Here is a 16499-nt window from a genome sequence, read left to right on the forward strand (position 1 = left end):
GGAAACCCAGGCTGGGGCCCAATTGGGCGAACCGCAGTGATTTAGTCGAAACGCTATCCCAATTGGGCCCCGGCCTTCGCCGGGGTGGACGCTTACTTGGCCAGTGTAGCCTCGCCCGAGATCGGCTGGACCGAGGCCGGCGCCGTCGCACCCGAGGCGACCACGATCCGGCCGACCTTCGGCGCGACGGTCGCACCGGGCATCGCCATCTGCGTCCCCTGGATGATGATCCGGTCGTTCGGCCCGATTCCCGAGCGCACGATCCGCAGGCCACCGACCACCGGGCCGAGTTCTACCGGCTTCTGGCTCACGACGTTCTTCGAATCGATCGTCAGCAAGACCTTCCGAGCCTGATCGGTCTGCACCGCGTCGTCGGGCACCAGCAGCGCCTGCCGCGTCCCCGCACTCGCAAGCCGCATGTTGCCGAACATCCCCGGCGTCAGGAAATACCCCGGGTTGGCGAGAACCGCACGACCACGGATCGTGCCCGATCGCTGGTCCAGCCCGTTGTCGGTGAAGTCGAGCTTGCCCTTCCAGCGATGCTCGGTCTCGTCCTGCAACTGGATCTCGACCGCCGCCGGCGTCGCGCCGGGCTGCCGCGCGCGCTGCGTCTTGAGGTACAGCGCCTCGGAGCCGTCGAACGTGAAGTAGATCGGGTCGAGCGCGTTGATCGTCGTCAGCACCGTGCCGCCGGTGCCTTCGCCGCCCGCGACCTGGTTGCCCGCATCGACGCGGCGATCGGAGATACGACCGCCGATCGGTGCGCGAACCTGCGTGAAACCGACGTCGAGCGCGCGGGCGCGTTCGCGAGCCTGCGCTGCGGCTAGCGCGGCCTGGGCTGCTTCGAGCTTGCCACGCAACGCGTCGACTTCGCCTGCCGAAACCGCTTCATCGGCGACCAGTCGCTGTGCGCGACCGAGATCGGTACGGGCGAGCGACAGAGCGCTGCGGGCACTAGCGACGTTGGCGTGCGCCTCAGCCAGAGCCGCTGCGAACGGGCGCGAGTCGATCGTGAAGAGCAACTGGCCCTTGCTGACGATCTCGCCGTCGCGGAAGTGGATGCCGGTGACTTCGCCCGCCACGCGCGGACGGATCTCGACCGTGCGGCTCGGCGCGAAGCGGCCGACATAATCGTCCCACTCGCTCACCTGGCGCACCAACGGCGACGCGACCGTGACGGAAGCAGGCGGGGGTGCCGCCATCGCCGCGTCGGGATGGTCGAACAGCTTCACGCCGACCGCACCGAGCAGCGCGATCGGCACGAGCACCATCGCGCCGCGCTGCCAGGCCGGCCGTCGGTGACGGTCCGCGGGCGGCGACGCGACGACGTCGGCGTCGTTCGCGGCCGTGATCGTGGTCAATTGGTTCACGCTGCGATGCTCCGCTTCTGCTGGATGCCGACGCGCATGCCGGTCACGCTCTCGACGAGCGTTTCGATCTGTGCCTCGGCAAAACCGGCGGCGAGGAAGCCCTGGATCTCGGCCATCGGCAGCGCGAAGCCGCGGCGCCAGGCGTACACCGCCATCCGCCGCAACGCCTCGAGCCGGGGATCGGCGAGCCGCGACGCGGTGCTCAGGCCGAACAGGCTGCCCATCGCGCGCGACATGCGGCTCGGGCCGGACAGGCTGCGCAGCGTGTCGCGCTTGGCAAGCGCGATGACGCTCCATTCCAGCGCGGAAAAGCCGGTCGGGGCAGGTGCTGCCACGGTCTGGGCGCGGCTGGTCACGGGCGAAGCGAACATGTTGTCGAGGTCGAGATAAGCCATGGGATTGTCCCCCTTTTGATCTTGGGCAAGCGCTAGCCTTCGTCGGTGGACGGTCCACCGACGTCAGCTGGTCGCAGGGCGTGCGCGGTCGTTGCCGGCACATCACCGTGCCGCGCTTGCCCGCTTGGAATTTTCGAAAGTTCGGCCGAAGCCTAGGTTTTAACCGTGGTCACGGGTTGGTGTCCCCGGCTGCCCCATCCGAAGTAGGAGAGAGCTTCGATACCAGTCGGTATATAAACCTGACGTTCATCTAGTCAACAAGACTTTTGTACCGGCCGGTATTTTTTTTCGCGGCGCGGTAGAAACCGTGTCTATTTGGTCGGCCACATGAGCATGCTGGTCTCGACGAGCTGCTGGAGTTCGGTGCAGCTCGCACCCGAGCCGGCCTGAATCGACAGCCCCTGCATGATCGCGAAGAGGTAGCGCATCAGCGCGTGCGACTCGAGACCCTCGGGGAACTCGCCGGCAACCTTGGCTTCGTCGAACCGCTTCATGAGCGCAGCTTCGGACGACGCACGACGCTTGGCGACTTCGGCCTTGATAGGCTCGGCTTCGGCACTGCACGCGACGCTGCTGATGACGCTCAGGCAACCCTTGGGGTCGCAGGTGCTCATCTGCATCTGCAACGCACCCCGCAGGAGGTTTTCCGCTACGGCACGCGCGGTCGGCGCGTCGAGCGCGGACGTCATATAAGCCAGCTTCTCGCGCTCGTAGAGGTCGAGCGCCTTGTGAAACAGCGCCTCCTTGTTACCGAACGCGGCGTACAGGCTGGGCTTGGTGATCTTCATCTCGGCGGTCAGTTCCGCCATTGATGCGCCTTCGTACCCGTTGCGCCAGAACACGCGCAACGCACCCGCCAGTGCCTGGTCGAGATCGAACTCGCGGGGGCGGCCCTTGGGGGCGGTGAGCGTGCAAAGCCTATTCATACCGTTCGGTATATAGTGAGAGCGCGCAAAAGGTCCAGTGACTGGAATATGTTGCCGGGGACGCTCACCGACCGACGGCGGTGTAGGCGAACCCGGCCTGCTCGACGTCAGCGCGCTGATAGACGTTGCGAAGATCGACCATCACCGGTCCGGCCATCACGCGCTTCAACCGCGCGAGATCGAGTGCGCGATAGGCATCCCATTCGGTCACGATCACGACCGCGTCGGCACCCTCGGCCGCATCATAGGCGTCCGCGCAATAGACGAGGTCGGGCATCATCGCCTTGGCGGGCGCCATGCCTTCGGGATCGTGCGTGCGGACCGTCACGCCGGCGTCGGCGAGCGCGGTCGCGATCGCGAGACTCGGAGCGTCGCGCATGTCGTCGGTGTTGGGCTTGAACGTCAGCCCGAGCAGCGCGACTGTCTTGCCACGCGGATTGTCGCCCAGCGCATGGAGCACCTTGCGGCCCATCGCGCGCTTGCGGCTGTCGTTCACCTTCACGACGGCTTCGACGATGTGGACCGGGGTGTCGTAATCCTCGGCGGTCTTGAGCAGCGCCAGCGTGTCCTTGGGGAAGCACGAGCCGCCATAGCCCGGCCCGGCATGGAGGAATTTCTTGCCGATCCGGTTGTCGAGCCCGATCCCGCGCGACACATCGTGCACGTCCGCGCCGACCGCTTCGCACAGGTCCGCGATCTCGTTGATGAAGGTGATCTTGGTCGCGAGGAACGCGTTGGCCGCGTATTTGATCAGCTCGGACGTGCGGCGACCGACGAACAGGATCGGCGATTCGTTGAGGTAGAGCGGACGATAGACGTCGCGCATGACCTGCTTGGCGCGCTCGTCTTCGGTACCAATGACGATGCGGTCGGGGCGCTTGAAGTCGCCGATTGCGGCGCCTTCGCGGAGGAACTCTGGGTTGGAAACCACCGCGACGTCGATGTCGGGACGCTTCTCTCGCAGGATAGCCTCGACGCGGTCGCCGGTGCCGACCGGAACGGTCGACTTGGTCACGACCACGGTCGGGCCGGTGACCGCCGCGGCGATCTCTTCGGTCGCGGCGAACACGTAGCTGAGATCGGCATGACCATCACCGCGCCTCGACGGCGTGCCGACCGCGATGAAGATCGCGTCGGCTTCCGCGACGGCGCTGGCGAGATCGGTGGTGAAGGTCAGCCGCCCCGCGGCGACATTGGACGCGACGAGCTGGTCGAGGCCGGGCTCGAAGATCGGCATGCGGCCGGCATGCAGCGCATCGATCTTCGACTGGTCCTTGTCGACGCAGATCACGTCATGCCCGAAATCCGAAAAGCAGGCGCCGGACACCAGGCCGACATAGCCAGAACCGATCATCGTGATACGCATGGACGTTCCCCGTAAAAGCCGCGCGACCTATCGAGACTAATGCGCGCGGGTGCAAGCTGGCGGGCGCAACCAAAGCGGAGCATACCGGTTGAAACTTCGACCAAATGGCAGCGCAACACAGGAGAGAGACGATGGCTGACGACTTCAAGCAGGCAGTCGATGACGGTGCGAACGCGAGCAAGGCGGCGACCGATCGCGCGGCGGACGCGGCCAAGGGCGCCGCGGACACGATGCGCGACCATGCCGAGAAAGCACGCGATGCGTTCTCGGAGAAGGTCGTCGATCCGGCGCGGCGCGCAGGCGAGGCGATGAAGGAGTCGGGCGGCAAGATCGCCGAGGGCGGCGCGACGATCGGCAAGGCTATGATCGACCAGGCCGAGCAGAACGCGCGCGAGGCCTTCGCGGCGATGCGCGAGGCGGCGAGCGCCAGCGACCTGACTCAGGTGATGAAGATCCAGGGCGACTACCTGCGCGAGCAGAGCCAGCGCAGCATGAGCCAGGCACGCGAGATCGGCGAGCTGATCATGAAGTTCGGCAAGGACGCGGTCGCGCCGTTGCAGGGCGGCGGGATCAAGTAAGCCGACCGGCCGATACGCCGCTCTCCGTTCCGGGTGGAGCGGCGTACGGACGAGCAAGAACGCCGCCGCTCCGATACGATGACGGAGCGGCGGCAGGGCAGCCTCAACTATTTCTGGCTTAGACGAACAGTCCCACGAGCCAGTACGTGCCTGCACCGATCAACCCGGCGGCGGGCAAAGTGAGCGTCCAGGCTACGACGATGTTGCTGGCGACGTTCCAGCGGACGGCGGATAACCTCCGCGCGGCGCCGACTCCGACGATCGAGCCGGTGATGGTGTGAGTCGACGATACGGGAATGCCCCAGAACGTCGCAGCGAACAGCGTGATAGCACCGCCGGTTTCCGCACAGAACCCTTGTGCTGGGGTGAGGCGGGTAATCTTCGAGCCCATCGTGTGGACGATCCGCCAGCCGCCCGACAGCGTGCCGAGCGCCATCGCAGCCTGGCAGGACAGGACGACCCAGAGTGGCACGTGGAATTCGCCGCCGAGCAGGCCCTGCGAATACAGCAGGACGGCGATGATCCCCATGGTCTTCTGCGCATCGTTGCCGCCGTGGCCGAGCGAATAGAGCGCGGCCGAGATCAGCTGGAGCTTGCGGAAACGCTTGTCGACGCCGAGCGGGGTGAGCTTGAGGCTCGTCCACGCGACGATCAGCACTAGGACCAGCGCGAGCATCAGGCCAATCGCCGGCGAGGCGAAGATCGCGAGGACGGTCTTGATCACGCCGCTCCAGACGATCGCGCTGAAGCCGATCTTGGCGATGCCGGCGCCCAGCAGCCCGCCGATCAGCGCGTGGCTGCTGCTCGACGGGATGCCGAGCACCCAAGTGATGACGTTCCACGCGATCGCCCCCATCAGCGCGGCAAAGATCACCTGTGCGTCGATGACGTGTGCCTGGACGATGCCGGTGCCGACGGTCTGCGCGACGTGGAGGCCGAAGACGGCGAACGCGATGAAGTTGAAGAACGCGGCCCAGAGGACGGCGTATTGCGGCTTCAGCACGCGCGTCGACACGACGGTGGCGATCGAGTTCGCCGCGTCGTGAAGGCCGTTCAGGAAGTCGAACAGCAGCGCGATGCCGATGAGACCGATGAGGAGGGGGAGGGAGAGGATCATGCCGCCGCTCCGGACGCCGTCGGACTCCCCTCCCTGGAAGGGAGGGGCAGGGGGTGGGTCGGTATGGGGCGGGTGTCACGATCCGTCTCGGGCCGACCCACCCCCAACCCCTCCCTTCCAGGGAGGGGAGCAGATGCGGTTGCTCCAAGCGTTATCGCTCGCTCACAGCCACCACCCCGGCGGAGGCCGGGGCCCAGTTGGAGAGGTCGCAGTGATGACGCGCCGCCCTCAATTGTTGCCGTCCCCCAACTGGACCCCGGCCTTCGCCGGGGGGGAGTTCTGCGGGAGGTCGCGGACCCAAGCGACACATCAAGCATGGTCGATGACCAGCCCCTGGATCTCGTTCGCGACGTCTTCGAAGCGGTCAACGATCTTTTCCAGGCTGCTGTAGATCTCGCGGTTGATGATGAAGGTCATCGGATCCGCACTGATCTTCGACGCCTGGAACAGCGCGCGCAGGCCCGTATCGTGGATATCGTCGGCATGCCCCTCGATCTGGATCAGGCGCGCGGTCAGGTCGTGCAACCGGCCTGCGTTGGTGCCGAGCGACCGCAGCAGCGGGATCGCCTCCGCGGTGATCCGCGCGGCCTCGACGATGATGCCGGCCATGTCGCGCATCTGCGGCGAGAACTCGGTCACCTCGTACAGCGCGATCGCGTTGGCCGTGCCGTTCATCTGGTCGATCGCGTCGTCCATCACGCCGATCAGGTCGGTGATCGCGCTGCGGTCGAACGGCGTCACGAACACGCGGCGGACGTCTTGGAGAACCTCGCGCGTGATATCGTCTGCCTCGTGCTCGCGCTTGACGATCTCGGCGATCTGACCCTCGATCGAGCCTTCGCCGTGGAGCAGCCGTGCGAGTGCATCGGCGCCGGCGACCAAGGTCGCGGCATGCGCGTCGAACAGTTCGAAGAACCGTCCCTGCTTCGGCATCAGCGACTGGAACCAGCCCAGCATCGGAATTCTCCTTTTCGCACTCGTGCGCACGGCGGGTAAGATACGTTGCGCGAGCGACGCCGGGATCGGCGGCTCGCGGAAAGCAGCGATGAGCGCCTTCAGGCCGGGCTCATTGACAGCCTCCGCCGCGCGATCAAGCGTAAACCAGCGTGTGTCGCGTTGATGACGCTCGGGCCAGTCGTCGAGCTGCTCGACGAACGCTAGCGGAAACACCGTCACGATCATGTCGCGGTAGCGGCCGGTGCGGCGGCGTTTGCGGTACGCGAACTGTCCGACAGGCGAGGGGCAGGAAATGCCGCGGATGCCGGCTTCTTCGTACGCCTCCTGCGCGGCGGCCTCGTGGCTGGCGAGGCCTACAATGGGGTTGCCCTTGGGGATCACCCAGCGGCCGGTGTCGCGCGAGGTGATCAGCATCACGCGGGCGTGGCCGGCTTCGTCGATCACATAGGGAAGTGCGCCGATCTGCTCGATGGTTCGGGTCCTCGCACCCGCAGAATCGCGGGGAAAGTCGGGAGCTTATACCCGGTTTTTACGCAAGAATAGCGGCGCGGCGGAGAGTTTTCGGACCGTCGCCACGGGTCCATTTCTGTCCCATTGCCGGACGCCGCTCCCTTAACCACCTTTGTCACTGGTCGAATTGGTAAACGCGACGTTAACGTTTGCATCATGACCAGACGCCTAGTCCTCACCAACGAAGCCGCCCGCCATCCGATGCGCCGTTCGCTGCCGCCACCGGTGATCGCGAGCGCGAGGAACGACGATCAGGACGTGAAGCTGTTCCTGCTTAGCTTCGCCGCGTTCTTTACGTGCTTCTACAGCTTCATTTTTTGACTACATTCCGTTCGCCCTGAGCGAAGTCGAAGGGCACGTCCCGGGCGAAGGTGCTTCGACTTCGCTCAGCACGAACGGATGCGGGTGGGCCGGTGAACGAGCTACCCCTTCAGCGTCGGCAAACAGCCGATCGCGTCGTCGTCGCACGCGCGGTGCAGCTTCTGCGCCAGCCATGCCGAGACGAGGCACATCGCCGCGACCAGGAACAGCATGTCTTCGGGCGTCACGCCCATCGCGGTGATACCGATCACGAGGATCGAGCCGATCGTCATCGCGCCCGAATTGACGACGTTGTTCGCCGCCACGGTGCGCGCGGTCTGGTCCTTCTCGACGGTGGTCGTCAGGAACGCATAGAGCGGCACGACGAACATCCCGCCGGTGATCGCGATCGCCAGCAGCGTCGCCAGCACGGGGATCGCGCCCGGCTGATGGATGAATCCGGCCCAATCGTAATAATGTCCCGGAGCCGCGGGCGTCCAGTTCCTCGCGAGGAACGAGAACAGCACCACGAACCCGCCCATCGCGATCACCGACGCGGGCGAGAACTTCGCGGAAATCCGCCCGCGCAGCATCGAGTTGATCACCACCGAGCCGATCGCGACGCCGACCGAGAACACCGCGATCACGAAGCTCGCGACTCGCTCGTCGGCGGTCAGCACGTTCTTGACCAGCGGCGGGAAGACGATGATCAGCACCGCGCCGATCGTCCAGAAGAAGCTGATCGCGACGATCGCGAGGAACAGGCGGGGGATATGCAGCGTCGCGCTGATCAACCGCCACGACGCGGTGAACGGGTTGTAATCGAGCTTGAGCGGCGGGCCTTCGCGCGGTGCTGGCGGCACTTGGCGGCCGGAGAACCAGCCGATCACGGCAACGATCAAGACGCTGGCAGCCGCACCCTCGATCGGGATCCAGCCTGCCGTCACCGTGCCCAGCAGGATCGCTAGATACGTTCCGGCCTCGACGAGGCCCGTGCCACCAAGCACGTCGCACGGTTTCAGATGCTGCGGCAGGATCGCGTATTTGATCGGCCCGAAGAACGTCGAGTGCACGCCGAGGCACAGCACCGCGCCGAGCATCAGCCCGATCCCCAGCGACGGGTGCCCAGCACGCGCGACCATCAGGCCGGTCGCGCCAAGCAGCATTATGCCGATCTCGACCGTCTTCACGATCCGGATGATCCGCGCCTTGTCTTCGCTGTCCGCCAATTGCCCGGCAAGCGCGGACAGCAGGAAGAACGGCAGGATGCCGAGTCCCGTCGCCAGCGCGTTGAAGTTCGCCTCCATCTTCGGATCGTTGAAGACGGCATAGGTCGCGAACAGGACCATCGAGGTCTTGAACAGATTATCGTTGAACGCGCCGAGAAACTGCGTGGTGAACAGGGGCAGGAAGCGACGTTGCTTCAGCAACCCGAGGGCATTGAGCATGACGGGAAATAGCCCTGATCGTTGCGGTAATGTGTCGAACCCTTAGCCGAGCGTCATCCGCACGCCAACGTTAAACCGGTTTCGCCCCGCGACCGACCGGTATAGGGGTGGTGGGTGCTGAGCTTGCCTAACCTCCTGACATTGTCGCGGATCGTCGCGGTGCCCCTGCTGGTCTGGTTCCTGTGGTGGCCCGACTGGGAGGCCGGGTACGGCATCGCCTTCGTGCTGTACTGCCTGATGGGCATCACCGATTATTTCGACGGATACCTCGCGCGGTCGAGCGGCGCGGTATCGCGGCTAGGGATTTTCCTGGATCCGATCGCGGACAAGATCATGGTCGCGGCGGTTATCCTGATCTTGGTCGGCACGCGGGATATCGCCGGCATTCATGTCATCGCCGCGCTGGTGATCCTGTTGCGCGAGATCGCGGTGTCGGGATTGCGCGAGTTCCTGGCGCAGGTGCAGGTTTCGGTCCCGGTATCGCAGCTCGCCAAGTGGAAGACGACGCTGCAGCTCGTGTCGCTCGGCGGGATCATCCTTGGCGGTTCGGTGCCCGAGATGGTCTGGGTGCACACCGTCGGCATCGTCGCGCTGTGGGGCGCGGCTGTCCTTACGTTGCTGACTGGGTGGGATTATCTCCGCGTCGGCCTGAAGCACATGGACTAATCATGACGATACGGATGGTGTATTTCGCCTGGGTACGCGAGCGTATCGGCACGGGTGAGGAGTCGGTCGAGCCGCCGGCAAGCGTCGTGACGGTAGCGGATCTGGTCGACTGGCTGGCGGAAACGAGCCCGGCGCATGCGGGGGCGTTCGAGAACCGATCGCGGTTGCGCGCGGCGATCGATCAGGATTTCGTGCCGCTTGATACGCCGATCGGTCGCGCGCAAGAGATCGCGATCTTCCCACCGGTAACCGGCGGATGATCCACATCTCGGTCCAGCAGTCGCCGATCGATATCGCCGCGGAGATGACGCGCGCTGAGGCGGCAGGGGCGGGCGCGGTGGCGACGTTTACTGGCTTGGTTCGCGCGGACGACGGCGTCGGTACGCTAGAACTCGAACATTATCCCGGCGCGACTGAAGTGGCGTTGCTCAAGGTAGCGGAAGGCGCGATCGAGCGTTGGTCGCTGAGTGCCGCGATCATCGTGCACCGCGTCGGGCCGATGCATCCGGGAGAGCGGATCGTGTTCGTCGCAGCGACGGCGGCGCATCGCGGCGCTGCGCTCGAGGCCTGCGCGTATCTGATCGATCGGCTGAAGACTGACGCGCCATTTTGGAAGCGCGAAACGCGTGGCACTGAAGCTAGCTGGGTCGAAGCGCGTGATGGCGACCACGCCGCCGCTGCTAGATGGGATATGTCGAAGGGCTAACCCAAAGAATGTTCTTCCGCAAAGGCGGGAGCCCAGACTCGGTCCCTGCCTTCGCGGGGAAACAAAGTAGTGCGGGCCGCGCTCCCGGATGGGATCGCGGCCCGCAGTCACATTAGCCGAGCTTGGGAACGCTCATGCCGTTGGTGAGATGAACGACGCCGTTCGTCTCCTTGATGTCCGCCGTATCGACATACGACTTGATACCGGCCGTGTCGGTCAACTCGATGTTTCCGTTCGGCCCGAGTCCTGCGATCAACGGCTGGCCTGCCAGCGTCGTCAACGTGGCCTTGCCGCCGCCCGCAGTGATCTGCGCCTTCAACTGGTCCGCAGTCAGCGCACCGGCAACGACGTGATACTTGATGATCGTCGCCAGCGTCGGTGCCGACTCAGGCTTCAATAGCGTGTCGAGCGCACCGGCCGGAAGGCGCGTGAAGGCCTCGTCGCTCGGCGCGAACAGCGTGTACGGACCAGGGCCTGCGAGCGTCGCCTGCAACTTCGCAGCGGTTACCAGCTTCGCCAGCGTCGCGCGGTTCGGCAGCGTCGGCAGTGCAGCGGCGATGGTCGTCGTTGCCGCGGCAGTCGGGGCGGCGGGCGCGCCCGGCTGTTGCGGAGCAACCGCGGTGCCGGGTGCCGCCGGAGTGGTTGGCATCGCTGGCATCGCCGTCTGTGGTGCGGCCGGTGCCGCAGTCGGCGGCGCGGTTGGCGCTGCCGTCTGGGCAGTCGCACCAGTGGCAATAAACAGGCTCGTTGCCGCAGCAATCATAAGGTTGGTCTTAACAGTCATCTGCAACTCCAGAGATTGTGATTGGGACGGATGAAACTCTAACGATGGAAATTGGGGATCGAGGCGGTAATCTCAACTATTTGACCGACAGGCCGTATCGACTATACGATGAACCGAGCCTGGCTAACTCATATTTAGCTGAGTTTAGGGACGATCACGCCATTGACGACGTGCACGACGCCGTTCGACTGGCGGACATCTGCGGTCTCTACATAACTCTTGTTACCGTTGACGTCGGTGAGCGCGATGACTGCGCCGACGAGTGTAGCCGTGATCGGGTCGCCCTCGACCGTGGTCAGCGTCGCGGTGCCGCCGCCTGCAGCAATCCGCTGGCGAAGGTCGTCGGCAGTGATGACGCCCGGCACGACGTGATACGTCAACACCTTGGTCAACGAGGCCTTGTTCTCTGGCTTCAGCAAGGTGTCGACCATGCCCGGCGCGAGCCGCCCGAACGCATCGTTGGTCGGGGCGAATACGGTGAAGGGGCCGGGGCCGGACAGCGTGCCGACCAGGTCTGCGGCCTTCACCGCGGCAACCAGGGTCGATAGGTTCGGCGCGGCGGACGCGTTGTCGACGATCGTCCGCGTCGCCATCATCGGCACGCCGCCGACGGTAGGGTTGGCGACTGCGGGCGGCCCGTTCGGTACCGCCAGTGCGGGATTGGCGGGCGTCGTCGAGGCGCTGGCCACGTCGTCCTTGGATTTGCCGCTGCACGCGGCGAGTGCCAGCGCGCTGGTCATCAGCAGCAGTGGAAGCGTCTTCGACATCGTTCGATCTCCAGCGGGAACTGGGAAACATACGATCGAAGACCGAGTTGGTTGCGCAAGCGAGTCGATCTCGGGATGGGGTGAAGACCGAGCGCGCCCAGTTCGCAACGGTCTCCCACCCCTGAAAGGGAGGGGCAGGGGGTGGGGCGGCTTCCGCATCTTGGACCGTCAGCAACACAAGCTGGCCGACCCACCCCCAACCCCTCCCTTTCAGGGATGGGGGCAGCAGTAAGGGCGGGGCGCTACGACAATGCAGTTACTGCACGTCGGCCAGTGCCTTTGCCATCAACCGGAAGTCCTTCTCGCGCGGACTGGCGCGGCGCCAGACGAGCGCGATCCGCCGCACCGCATTCTTCTCGTCGAGCGGCCTCGCGGTGATGTTGGTGTTGTCGAGGATCCCCGCCTTCAGCGCCATTTCAGGCAGCATCGTGATGCCGAGCCCGTTATCGACCATCTGCACGATCGTGTGCAGCGACGTCCCCAGCATCGTCGCCTCCGCACGCAATTCAGGCCGGTTGCACGCGCCGAGCGCATGATCCTTCAGGCAGTGTCCATCCTCGAGCAGCAGCAGCCGCGTCTCGTCGATCGCCGACGCGGGGATCGCGGGCAGTGCGGTCGGCTCCTCGCCCGACGGATACGCCACGAACAGGCGGTCCTCGAACAGCGTCTCCGACGTCACCTCGCCGCACGCATAGGGGAGGGCGAGCAGCACGCAGTCGGTCCGGCCGTTGTGCAGCCCCTCGCATGCCGGGCCGCTCGGCTCCTCGCGCAGGAACAGCTTCAGATCCGGATAATCCTTCCGCAGCCGTGGCAGAATCCTCGGCAGCATGAACGGCGCGATCGTCGGGATGACGCTCATCCGCATGTCGCCCGACAGCGGCTGGCCCGCGGCGCGCGCCATGTCGCCCAGTTCCTCGGCCTCGCGCAGCACACGCCGCGCCTTGTCGGCGATCCCGTCGCCCAGCGGCGTGAACCGCACGACTCGCCGCGTCCGCTCGACCAGCACCACGCCGATCAGCGTTTCGAGCTCGCGCAGGCCCGCCGACAGCGTCGATTGCGTCACGAAACACGCCTCCGCAGCGCGTCCGAAATGACCGTGATCCTTCAGCGCAACAAGATATTGCAACTGTTTCAACGTGGGTAGGTAAGTCGCAGCCATTAATCGCCTCTATCGATCATCAGATGATAAATAGAGCGTTGGATCGATTACACCAGCCCCCATATACCGCATTGCACAACGACCGAGTGGGACAACCGCCGCGCTTGAGGATGCCTGGAGCCAAGTTTATTTCCAGGAGGCTTCCATCATGTTGACCATCGGCGACCAGTTCCCCTCGATGACCATTCCCGTCCAGCAGGGCATCGCAGCGCTGCCCGCCGGCGAGACGCTCGACCTGACGACGGCCTATCCCGGCAAGTGGAAGGTGCTGTTCTACTGGCCGAAGGACTTCACCTTCGTGTGCCCGACCGAGATCGTCGGCTACAGCGACATCCGCGGCGATTTCGAGGACCGCGACGCTGTCCTGATCGGCGCGTCGACCGACACCGCGCACGTCCACCTCGCGTGGCGCAAGTCGGACGCGGACCTTGCCGCCGCGGACTTCCCGTGGCTCGCGGATAACGGCGCCAAGCTCGCGGATGCGCTCGGCATCGTCGATCGCAACGAGCATGTCGCGTTCCGTGCGACGTTCATCATCGATCCGGACAACGTCATCCAGGCGGTCCAGGTCAACGGCCTGAACGTCGGCCGCAATCCTGCCGAGACGCTCCGCGTGCTCGACGCGCTGCAGACCGACGAGCTCTGCCCGTGCAACTGGAACAAGGGCGATGACGTCCTCCAGCTCGCTGCGTAACTGAAACTCCCCTCCCGTTCACGGGAGGGGTCGGGGGAGGGCGTGTCCATACGGGCCGCCCTCTCTTTTTGTCTCCAGTCCCTCCCCCGACCCCTCCCGCAGGCGGAAGGGGAGCAGAAGGAATTATCATGTCGCTCAAGGAATTCGCAGGGCAACTGCCCGACTACGCCAAGGACATCCGACTCAACGTCGGCTCGCTGCTGAACGAGACGCACCTGACCGATCAGCGCAAATACGGCCTGTTGCTGACCTGCGCGCACGGCTCGGGCTACAAGCCGCTGGTCGAGGCCGCCGAGGCCGAATGCGCGCCGAAGCTCTCACCCGAAGCCGCCAATGCTGCCCGCGCGGCGGCTGCGGTGATGGCGATGAACAACGTCTATTACCGGTTCACGCACCTCGCCGGGAACCAGGAATACCGCAACATGCCCGCCAAGCTGCGGATGAACGTGATCGGCCAGCCAGGTATCGACAAGGTCGATTTCGAGCTTTTCAGCCTGGCCGTGTCGGCGATGAACGGCTGCGGCATGTGCATCGACAGCCACGAGCAGATCCTGAAGAAGGCCGGCGTTTCGGCCGAGGCGATCCAAACGTCGGTCCGGATCGGCGCGGTGATGACGGCGGTTGCGACGGTCCACGCGACGCTGTGACTTCTGTTCCCCTCCCGCCTGCGGGAGGGGTTAGGGGAGGGGCTAGCCCCAAGCTCAGGGTCGTATTTGGCACGCCCCTCCCCCGACCCCTCCCGCAAGCGGGAGGGGAGTTCGGTCAGTGCCAGATTGCTCGGTACAGCCCGAACAAGCTAGTGATCGTCAGGATCACGCCAACCAGCACCATCAGCGTCTTCGCCGGCACGCGCTTCGCCAGCATCGCCCCGAACGGCGCCGCCAGCACCCCGCCGATCAGCAGACCCACGGTGGCCTGCGTGAACGCCGCCCAGCCGAGCTGCGTGATGAACGTCGCCGAGATCGTCGCGGTCAGGAAGAACTCCGCGGTATTGACGGTCCCGATCGTGGTCCGCGGCGAAGCTCCCTGCACCAGCAGGTTCGACGTCACCACCGGGCCCCAGCCGCCACCGCCCGCCGCATCGAGAAACCCGCCGACCAGCCCCAGCGGCTCGACGATCTTCGGCTCCTTCTGCTTCGGCGGATAGCGGAGCCCGCGGTACAGCAGATACACACCGATCGACGTCAGATACGCGAGGATGAACGGTTTCGCCGTGCTCGCATCGATGTTCGACAGCACGTACGCGCCCAGCACGCCGCCGATGACCCCCGGGATCATCAGCCGCAGGAACAGCGTCCAGTTGACGTTCTTGTGCAGCACATGGCTGATCCCCGACACCGCGGTTGTGAAGGTCTCGACGGTATGCACGCCCGCCGACGCCGCAGCCGGCGGCACACCGACCCACAGCAGCAGCGTGTTCGAGATTACCCCGAACGCCATCCCCAGCGCGCCATCGACGATCTGCGCGGCGAACCCGACCAGGATGAACGGCAGCAGCGTCTCGAAGCTCAAGGTCGTCAGGTCGAACATCGGCATCCCCTCAATATCGCGCGCAGAGTGCAATGCGCGGGCTTATCCCACAACAAAGATAGGCTTTACCCCGATCCTGACCGGGTGAGGCGGCCCATGCGCGCGGTTCTGGAAATCGGTCGTTCGATACCCTAGATACGGAAATCGCGAAGGGGACTGCGGATGTCGAGCGGATTACTGGCCTATCTGGATTCAATCCGCGCCCGCGATCCCGCCCCGCATTCGCGCGCCGAGATCATGCTGTACCCCGGCGTCTGGGCGCTCGGCTATCACCGCATCGCGCATCGCCTGTACAAGGCGAAACTCTATTTCCTCGCGCGCTGCGTCAACCATTGGTCGCGCTTCACGACGGCGATCGACATCCATCCGGGTGCGACGATCGGCCGCAATTTCTTCATCGACCACGGCTTCGTCGTGATCGGCGAAACCGCGGAGATCGGCGACGACGTGACGATCTACCAGTGCGTCACGCTCGGTGGCACCAGCCCCGACAACGGCGTGCAGGGCAAGCGCCACCCGACCATCTCCGATGGCGCGATCATCGGCTCAGGCGCGCAGGTGCTCGGCCCGATCACGCTAGGCAAGCGCTCGCGGGTCGGCGCCAACGCAGTCGTCACGCGCGACGTGCCGGCGGGCACGACGGTGGTCGGCATCCCCGCGCGCGCGACGACGATCGAGGGCGGCAACGCGCCCGAGGTGCCGCGCTTCGTGCCCTATGGGACGCCGTGCAGCGAGATGTTCGATCCAGCGACGCAGAAGATGGAAATCATGCGCTGCGAGCTGGAGACAATGCGCAAGCGGCTCGACGCGCTGCTCGCCGACGAGCATCCAGAGGACCGCCGCGACCGCGCATGATGGTGAGTAACTGATGGGCGTCGTCCCTTTTCCCACACCGTCCAAGGCAACGCAGGTCGGCTTCGAACGCCTCGAACTGAACCGGATCCTGGACCTCTACGGCCGCATGGTCGCGGCAGGTCATTGGCGCGACTATGCGATCGACCTCGGCAAGGACGCGGCGATCTTCGCCGCATTTCGCCGCGCCGCCGAACGGCCGGAGTTCCGGATCGAGAAACGTCCCTCTCTGCGCAACAAGCAGGGCATGTGGGCGCTGATCGGTGAGGGCGGCGCGGTTGTGAAGCGCGGGCATGAACTGGGGCCAGTGCTGGCCCCGGTCGAGCGTCGTTTCATGAAGCTTGTCGAGGACTAGGCCGCAACCTGCTCCCCTC

The 16499-nt window shown here is 65.3% G+C and carries 20 protein-coding genes; 9 read left to right on the forward strand and 11 right to left on the reverse strand.

Annotated elements, in window-relative coordinates:
- Positions 1-92: 92 nt before the first annotated feature.
- From ASE69_RS17255 to ASE69_RS17270, 4 genes are all read right to left on the reverse strand, one after another.
- A complete protein-coding gene (locus tag ASE69_RS17255; RefSeq protein ID WP_056489269.1) occupies positions 93-1370 on the reverse strand; it encodes an efflux RND transporter periplasmic adaptor subunit in 1278 nt (425 codons plus the stop codon).
- The gene (locus ASE69_RS17260; RefSeq protein WP_056489271.1) at positions 1367-1765 is read right to left on the reverse strand and encodes a hypothetical protein; all 399 of its coding nucleotides are present in this window, start codon (positions 1763-1765) and stop codon (positions 1367-1369) included. The genes ASE69_RS17255 and ASE69_RS17260 overlap by 4 nt, the downstream gene beginning before the upstream one ends.
- Before the next feature lie 311 nt (positions 1766-2076).
- On the reverse strand, positions 2077-2691 hold the full coding sequence (locus ASE69_RS17265) for a TetR/AcrR family transcriptional regulator (RefSeq protein ID WP_056489273.1): 615 nt from the start codon (positions 2689-2691) through the stop codon (positions 2077-2079).
- A gap of 64 nt (positions 2692-2755) precedes the next feature.
- Positions 2756-4057 (reverse strand): UDP-glucose dehydrogenase family protein, encoded by a 1302-nt coding sequence (locus tag ASE69_RS17270; RefSeq protein WP_056489276.1) that lies wholly within the window; start codon positions 4055-4057, stop codon positions 2756-2758.
- Positions 4058-4188: 131 nt separating this feature from the next.
- Between ASE69_RS17270 and ASE69_RS17275 the strand changes: the two genes are divergently transcribed.
- Complete coding sequence (locus ASE69_RS17275) at positions 4189-4635, forward strand: phasin family protein (protein ID WP_056489278.1); 447 nt, start codon at positions 4189-4191, stop codon at positions 4633-4635.
- A 118-nt stretch (positions 4636-4753) separates the two neighbouring features.
- Here ASE69_RS17275 and ASE69_RS17280 read toward each other — a convergent pair whose 3' ends face one another.
- Positions 4754-5752 carry an inorganic phosphate transporter gene (locus ASE69_RS17280; RefSeq protein WP_056489280.1) on the reverse strand — a complete coding sequence of 333 codons (999 nt, stop codon included), beginning with the start codon at positions 5750-5752 and terminating at the stop codon, positions 4754-4756.
- A gap of 309 nt (positions 5753-6061) precedes the next feature.
- Positions 6062-7180, reverse strand: coding sequence for a DUF47 family protein (locus ASE69_RS17285; protein ID WP_056489282.1), 1119 nt, complete (start codon positions 7178-7180; stop codon positions 6062-6064).
- Between the two features lie 195 nt (positions 7181-7375).
- Between ASE69_RS17285 and ASE69_RS22640 the strand changes: the two genes are divergently transcribed.
- Positions 7376-7540 (forward strand): hypothetical protein, encoded by a 165-nt coding sequence (locus ASE69_RS22640; RefSeq protein WP_165895150.1) that lies wholly within the window; start codon positions 7376-7378, stop codon positions 7538-7540.
- Between the two features lie 101 nt (positions 7541-7641).
- Here the strand turns inward: ASE69_RS22640 and ASE69_RS17290 are convergent, their stop codons facing one another.
- Positions 7642-8967, reverse strand: coding sequence for an MFS transporter (locus ASE69_RS17290; RefSeq protein ID WP_056489284.1), 1326 nt, complete (start codon positions 8965-8967; stop codon positions 7642-7644).
- Between the two features lie 114 nt (positions 8968-9081).
- Between ASE69_RS17290 and pgsA the strand changes: the two genes are divergently transcribed.
- The 3 genes from pgsA to ASE69_RS17305 are packed head-to-tail and all read left to right on the forward strand — an operon-like array spanning position 9082 to position 10339.
- The gene (gene pgsA, locus ASE69_RS17295; RefSeq protein ID WP_056489286.1) at positions 9082-9633 is read left to right on the forward strand and encodes a CDP-diacylglycerol--glycerol-3-phosphate 3-phosphatidyltransferase; all 552 of its coding nucleotides are present in this window, start codon (positions 9082-9084) and stop codon (positions 9631-9633) included.
- Between the two features lie 2 nt (positions 9634-9635).
- Positions 9636-9893: a molybdopterin converting factor subunit 1 gene (moaD, locus tag ASE69_RS17300; RefSeq protein WP_056489288.1), complete on the forward strand. Its 258-nt coding sequence runs from the start codon at positions 9636-9638 to the stop codon at positions 9891-9893.
- Complete coding sequence (locus ASE69_RS17305; RefSeq protein ID WP_056489290.1) at positions 9890-10339, forward strand: molybdenum cofactor biosynthesis protein MoaE; 450 nt, start codon at positions 9890-9892, stop codon at positions 10337-10339. Before moaD ends, ASE69_RS17305 begins: the two co-directional genes overlap by 4 nt.
- Positions 10340-10451: 112 nt before the next feature.
- On the opposite strand, the gene ASE69_RS17310 is transcribed toward ASE69_RS17305, so the two are convergent.
- The 3 genes from ASE69_RS17310 to ASE69_RS17320 form a co-directional block, all read right to left on the reverse strand.
- Positions 10452-11123, reverse strand: coding sequence for a fasciclin domain-containing protein (locus tag ASE69_RS17310; protein ID WP_082453195.1), 672 nt, complete (start codon positions 11121-11123; stop codon positions 10452-10454).
- A 134-nt stretch (positions 11124-11257) separates the two neighbouring features.
- Entirely contained in the window at positions 11258-11890 is a 633-nt protein-coding gene (locus ASE69_RS17315) for a fasciclin domain-containing protein (RefSeq protein ID WP_056489292.1), read from the reverse strand.
- A 256-nt stretch (positions 11891-12146) separates the two neighbouring features.
- A complete protein-coding gene (locus ASE69_RS17320) occupies positions 12147-13049 on the reverse strand; it encodes a hydrogen peroxide-inducible genes activator (RefSeq protein ID WP_056057748.1) in 903 nt (300 codons plus the stop codon).
- A 148-nt stretch (positions 13050-13197) separates the two neighbouring features.
- Between ASE69_RS17320 and ASE69_RS17325 the strand changes: the two genes are divergently transcribed.
- Together ASE69_RS17325 and ASE69_RS17330 are read left to right on the forward strand one after the other, a co-directional pair.
- Positions 13198-13743 carry a peroxiredoxin gene (locus ASE69_RS17325; RefSeq protein WP_056489295.1) on the forward strand — a complete coding sequence of 182 codons (546 nt, stop codon included), beginning with the start codon at positions 13198-13200 and terminating at the stop codon, positions 13741-13743.
- Positions 13744-13871: 128 nt separating this feature from the next.
- Positions 13872-14390, forward strand: a complete 519-nt coding sequence (locus ASE69_RS17330) for a carboxymuconolactone decarboxylase family protein (protein WP_056489297.1) — start codon at positions 13872-13874, stop codon at positions 14388-14390.
- Between the two features lie 115 nt (positions 14391-14505).
- Here ASE69_RS17330 and ASE69_RS17335 read toward each other — a convergent pair whose 3' ends face one another.
- Positions 14506-15273: a sulfite exporter TauE/SafE family protein gene (locus tag ASE69_RS17335; RefSeq protein ID WP_056052944.1), complete on the reverse strand. Its 768-nt coding sequence runs from the start codon at positions 15271-15273 to the stop codon at positions 14506-14508.
- 162 nt (positions 15274-15435) lie between these two features.
- Here ASE69_RS17335 and epsC point away from each other — a divergent pair, with 162 nt between their 5' ends.
- Together epsC and ASE69_RS17345 are read left to right on the forward strand one after the other, a co-directional pair.
- Positions 15436-16128: a serine O-acetyltransferase EpsC gene (epsC, locus tag ASE69_RS17340; protein ID WP_056057758.1), complete on the forward strand. Its 693-nt coding sequence runs from the start codon at positions 15436-15438 to the stop codon at positions 16126-16128.
- Positions 16129-16141: 13 nt separating this feature from the next.
- The gene (locus ASE69_RS17345; protein WP_056489299.1) at positions 16142-16480 is read left to right on the forward strand and encodes a DUF2794 domain-containing protein; all 339 of its coding nucleotides are present in this window, start codon (positions 16142-16144) and stop codon (positions 16478-16480) included.
- Positions 16481-16499 lie beyond the last annotated feature (19 nt).

Source organism: Sphingomonas sp. Leaf208 (assembly GCF_001421415.1).
In the GTDB taxonomy this organism is placed as follows: domain Bacteria; phylum Pseudomonadota; class Alphaproteobacteria; order Sphingomonadales; family Sphingomonadaceae; genus Sphingomonas.

Bases quoted from the DNA above. Each gene is read 5' to 3' on its own strand.
- ASE69_RS17270 (WP_056489276.1), bottom strand. From the start codon at position 4,057: ATGCGTATCACGATGATCGGTTCTGGCTATGTCGGCCTGGTGTCCGGC.
- ASE69_RS17310 (WP_082453195.1), bottom strand. From the start codon at position 11,123: ATGACTGTTAAGACCAACCTTATGATTGCTGCGGCAACGAGCCTGTTT.
- ASE69_RS17330 (WP_056489297.1), top strand. From the start codon at position 13,872: ATGTCGCTCAAGGAATTCGCAGGGCAACTGCCCGACTACGCCAAGGAC.
- epsC (WP_056057758.1), top strand. From the start codon at position 15,436: ATGTCGAGCGGATTACTGGCCTATCTGGATTCAATCCGCGCCCGCGAT.
- ASE69_RS17320 (WP_056057748.1), bottom strand. From the start codon at position 13,049: ATGGCTGCGACTTACCTACCCACGTTGAAACAGTTGCAATATCTTGTT.
- ASE69_RS17265 (WP_056489273.1), bottom strand. From the start codon at position 2,691: ATGAATAGGCTTTGCACGCTCACCGCCCCCAAGGGCCGCCCCCGCGAG.
- ASE69_RS17260 (WP_056489271.1), bottom strand. From the start codon at position 1,765: ATGGCTTATCTCGACCTCGACAACATGTTCGCTTCGCCCGTGACCAGC.
- ASE69_RS17325 (WP_056489295.1), top strand. From the start codon at position 13,198: ATGTTGACCATCGGCGACCAGTTCCCCTCGATGACCATTCCCGTCCAG.
- ASE69_RS17345 (WP_056489299.1), top strand. From the start codon at position 16,142: ATGGGCGTCGTCCCTTTTCCCACACCGTCCAAGGCAACGCAGGTCGGC.
- ASE69_RS22640 (WP_165895150.1), top strand. From the start codon at position 7,376: ATGACCAGACGCCTAGTCCTCACCAACGAAGCCGCCCGCCATCCGATG.
- ASE69_RS17290 (WP_056489284.1), bottom strand. From the start codon at position 8,967: ATGCTCAATGCCCTCGGGTTGCTGAAGCAACGTCGCTTCCTGCCCCTG.
- ASE69_RS17315 (WP_056489292.1), bottom strand. From the start codon at position 11,890: ATGTCGAAGACGCTTCCACTGCTGCTGATGACCAGCGCGCTGGCACTC.
- moaD (WP_056489288.1), top strand. From the start codon at position 9,636: ATGACGATACGGATGGTGTATTTCGCCTGGGTACGCGAGCGTATCGGC.
- ASE69_RS17280 (WP_056489280.1), bottom strand. From the start codon at position 5,752: ATGATCCTCTCCCTCCCCCTCCTCATCGGTCTCATCGGCATCGCGCTG.
- ASE69_RS17305 (WP_056489290.1), top strand. From the start codon at position 9,890: ATGATCCACATCTCGGTCCAGCAGTCGCCGATCGATATCGCCGCGGAG.
- ASE69_RS17275 (WP_056489278.1), top strand. From the start codon at position 4,189: ATGGCTGACGACTTCAAGCAGGCAGTCGATGACGGTGCGAACGCGAGC.
- ASE69_RS17335 (WP_056052944.1), bottom strand. From the start codon at position 15,273: ATGTTCGACCTGACGACCTTGAGCTTCGAGACGCTGCTGCCGTTCATC.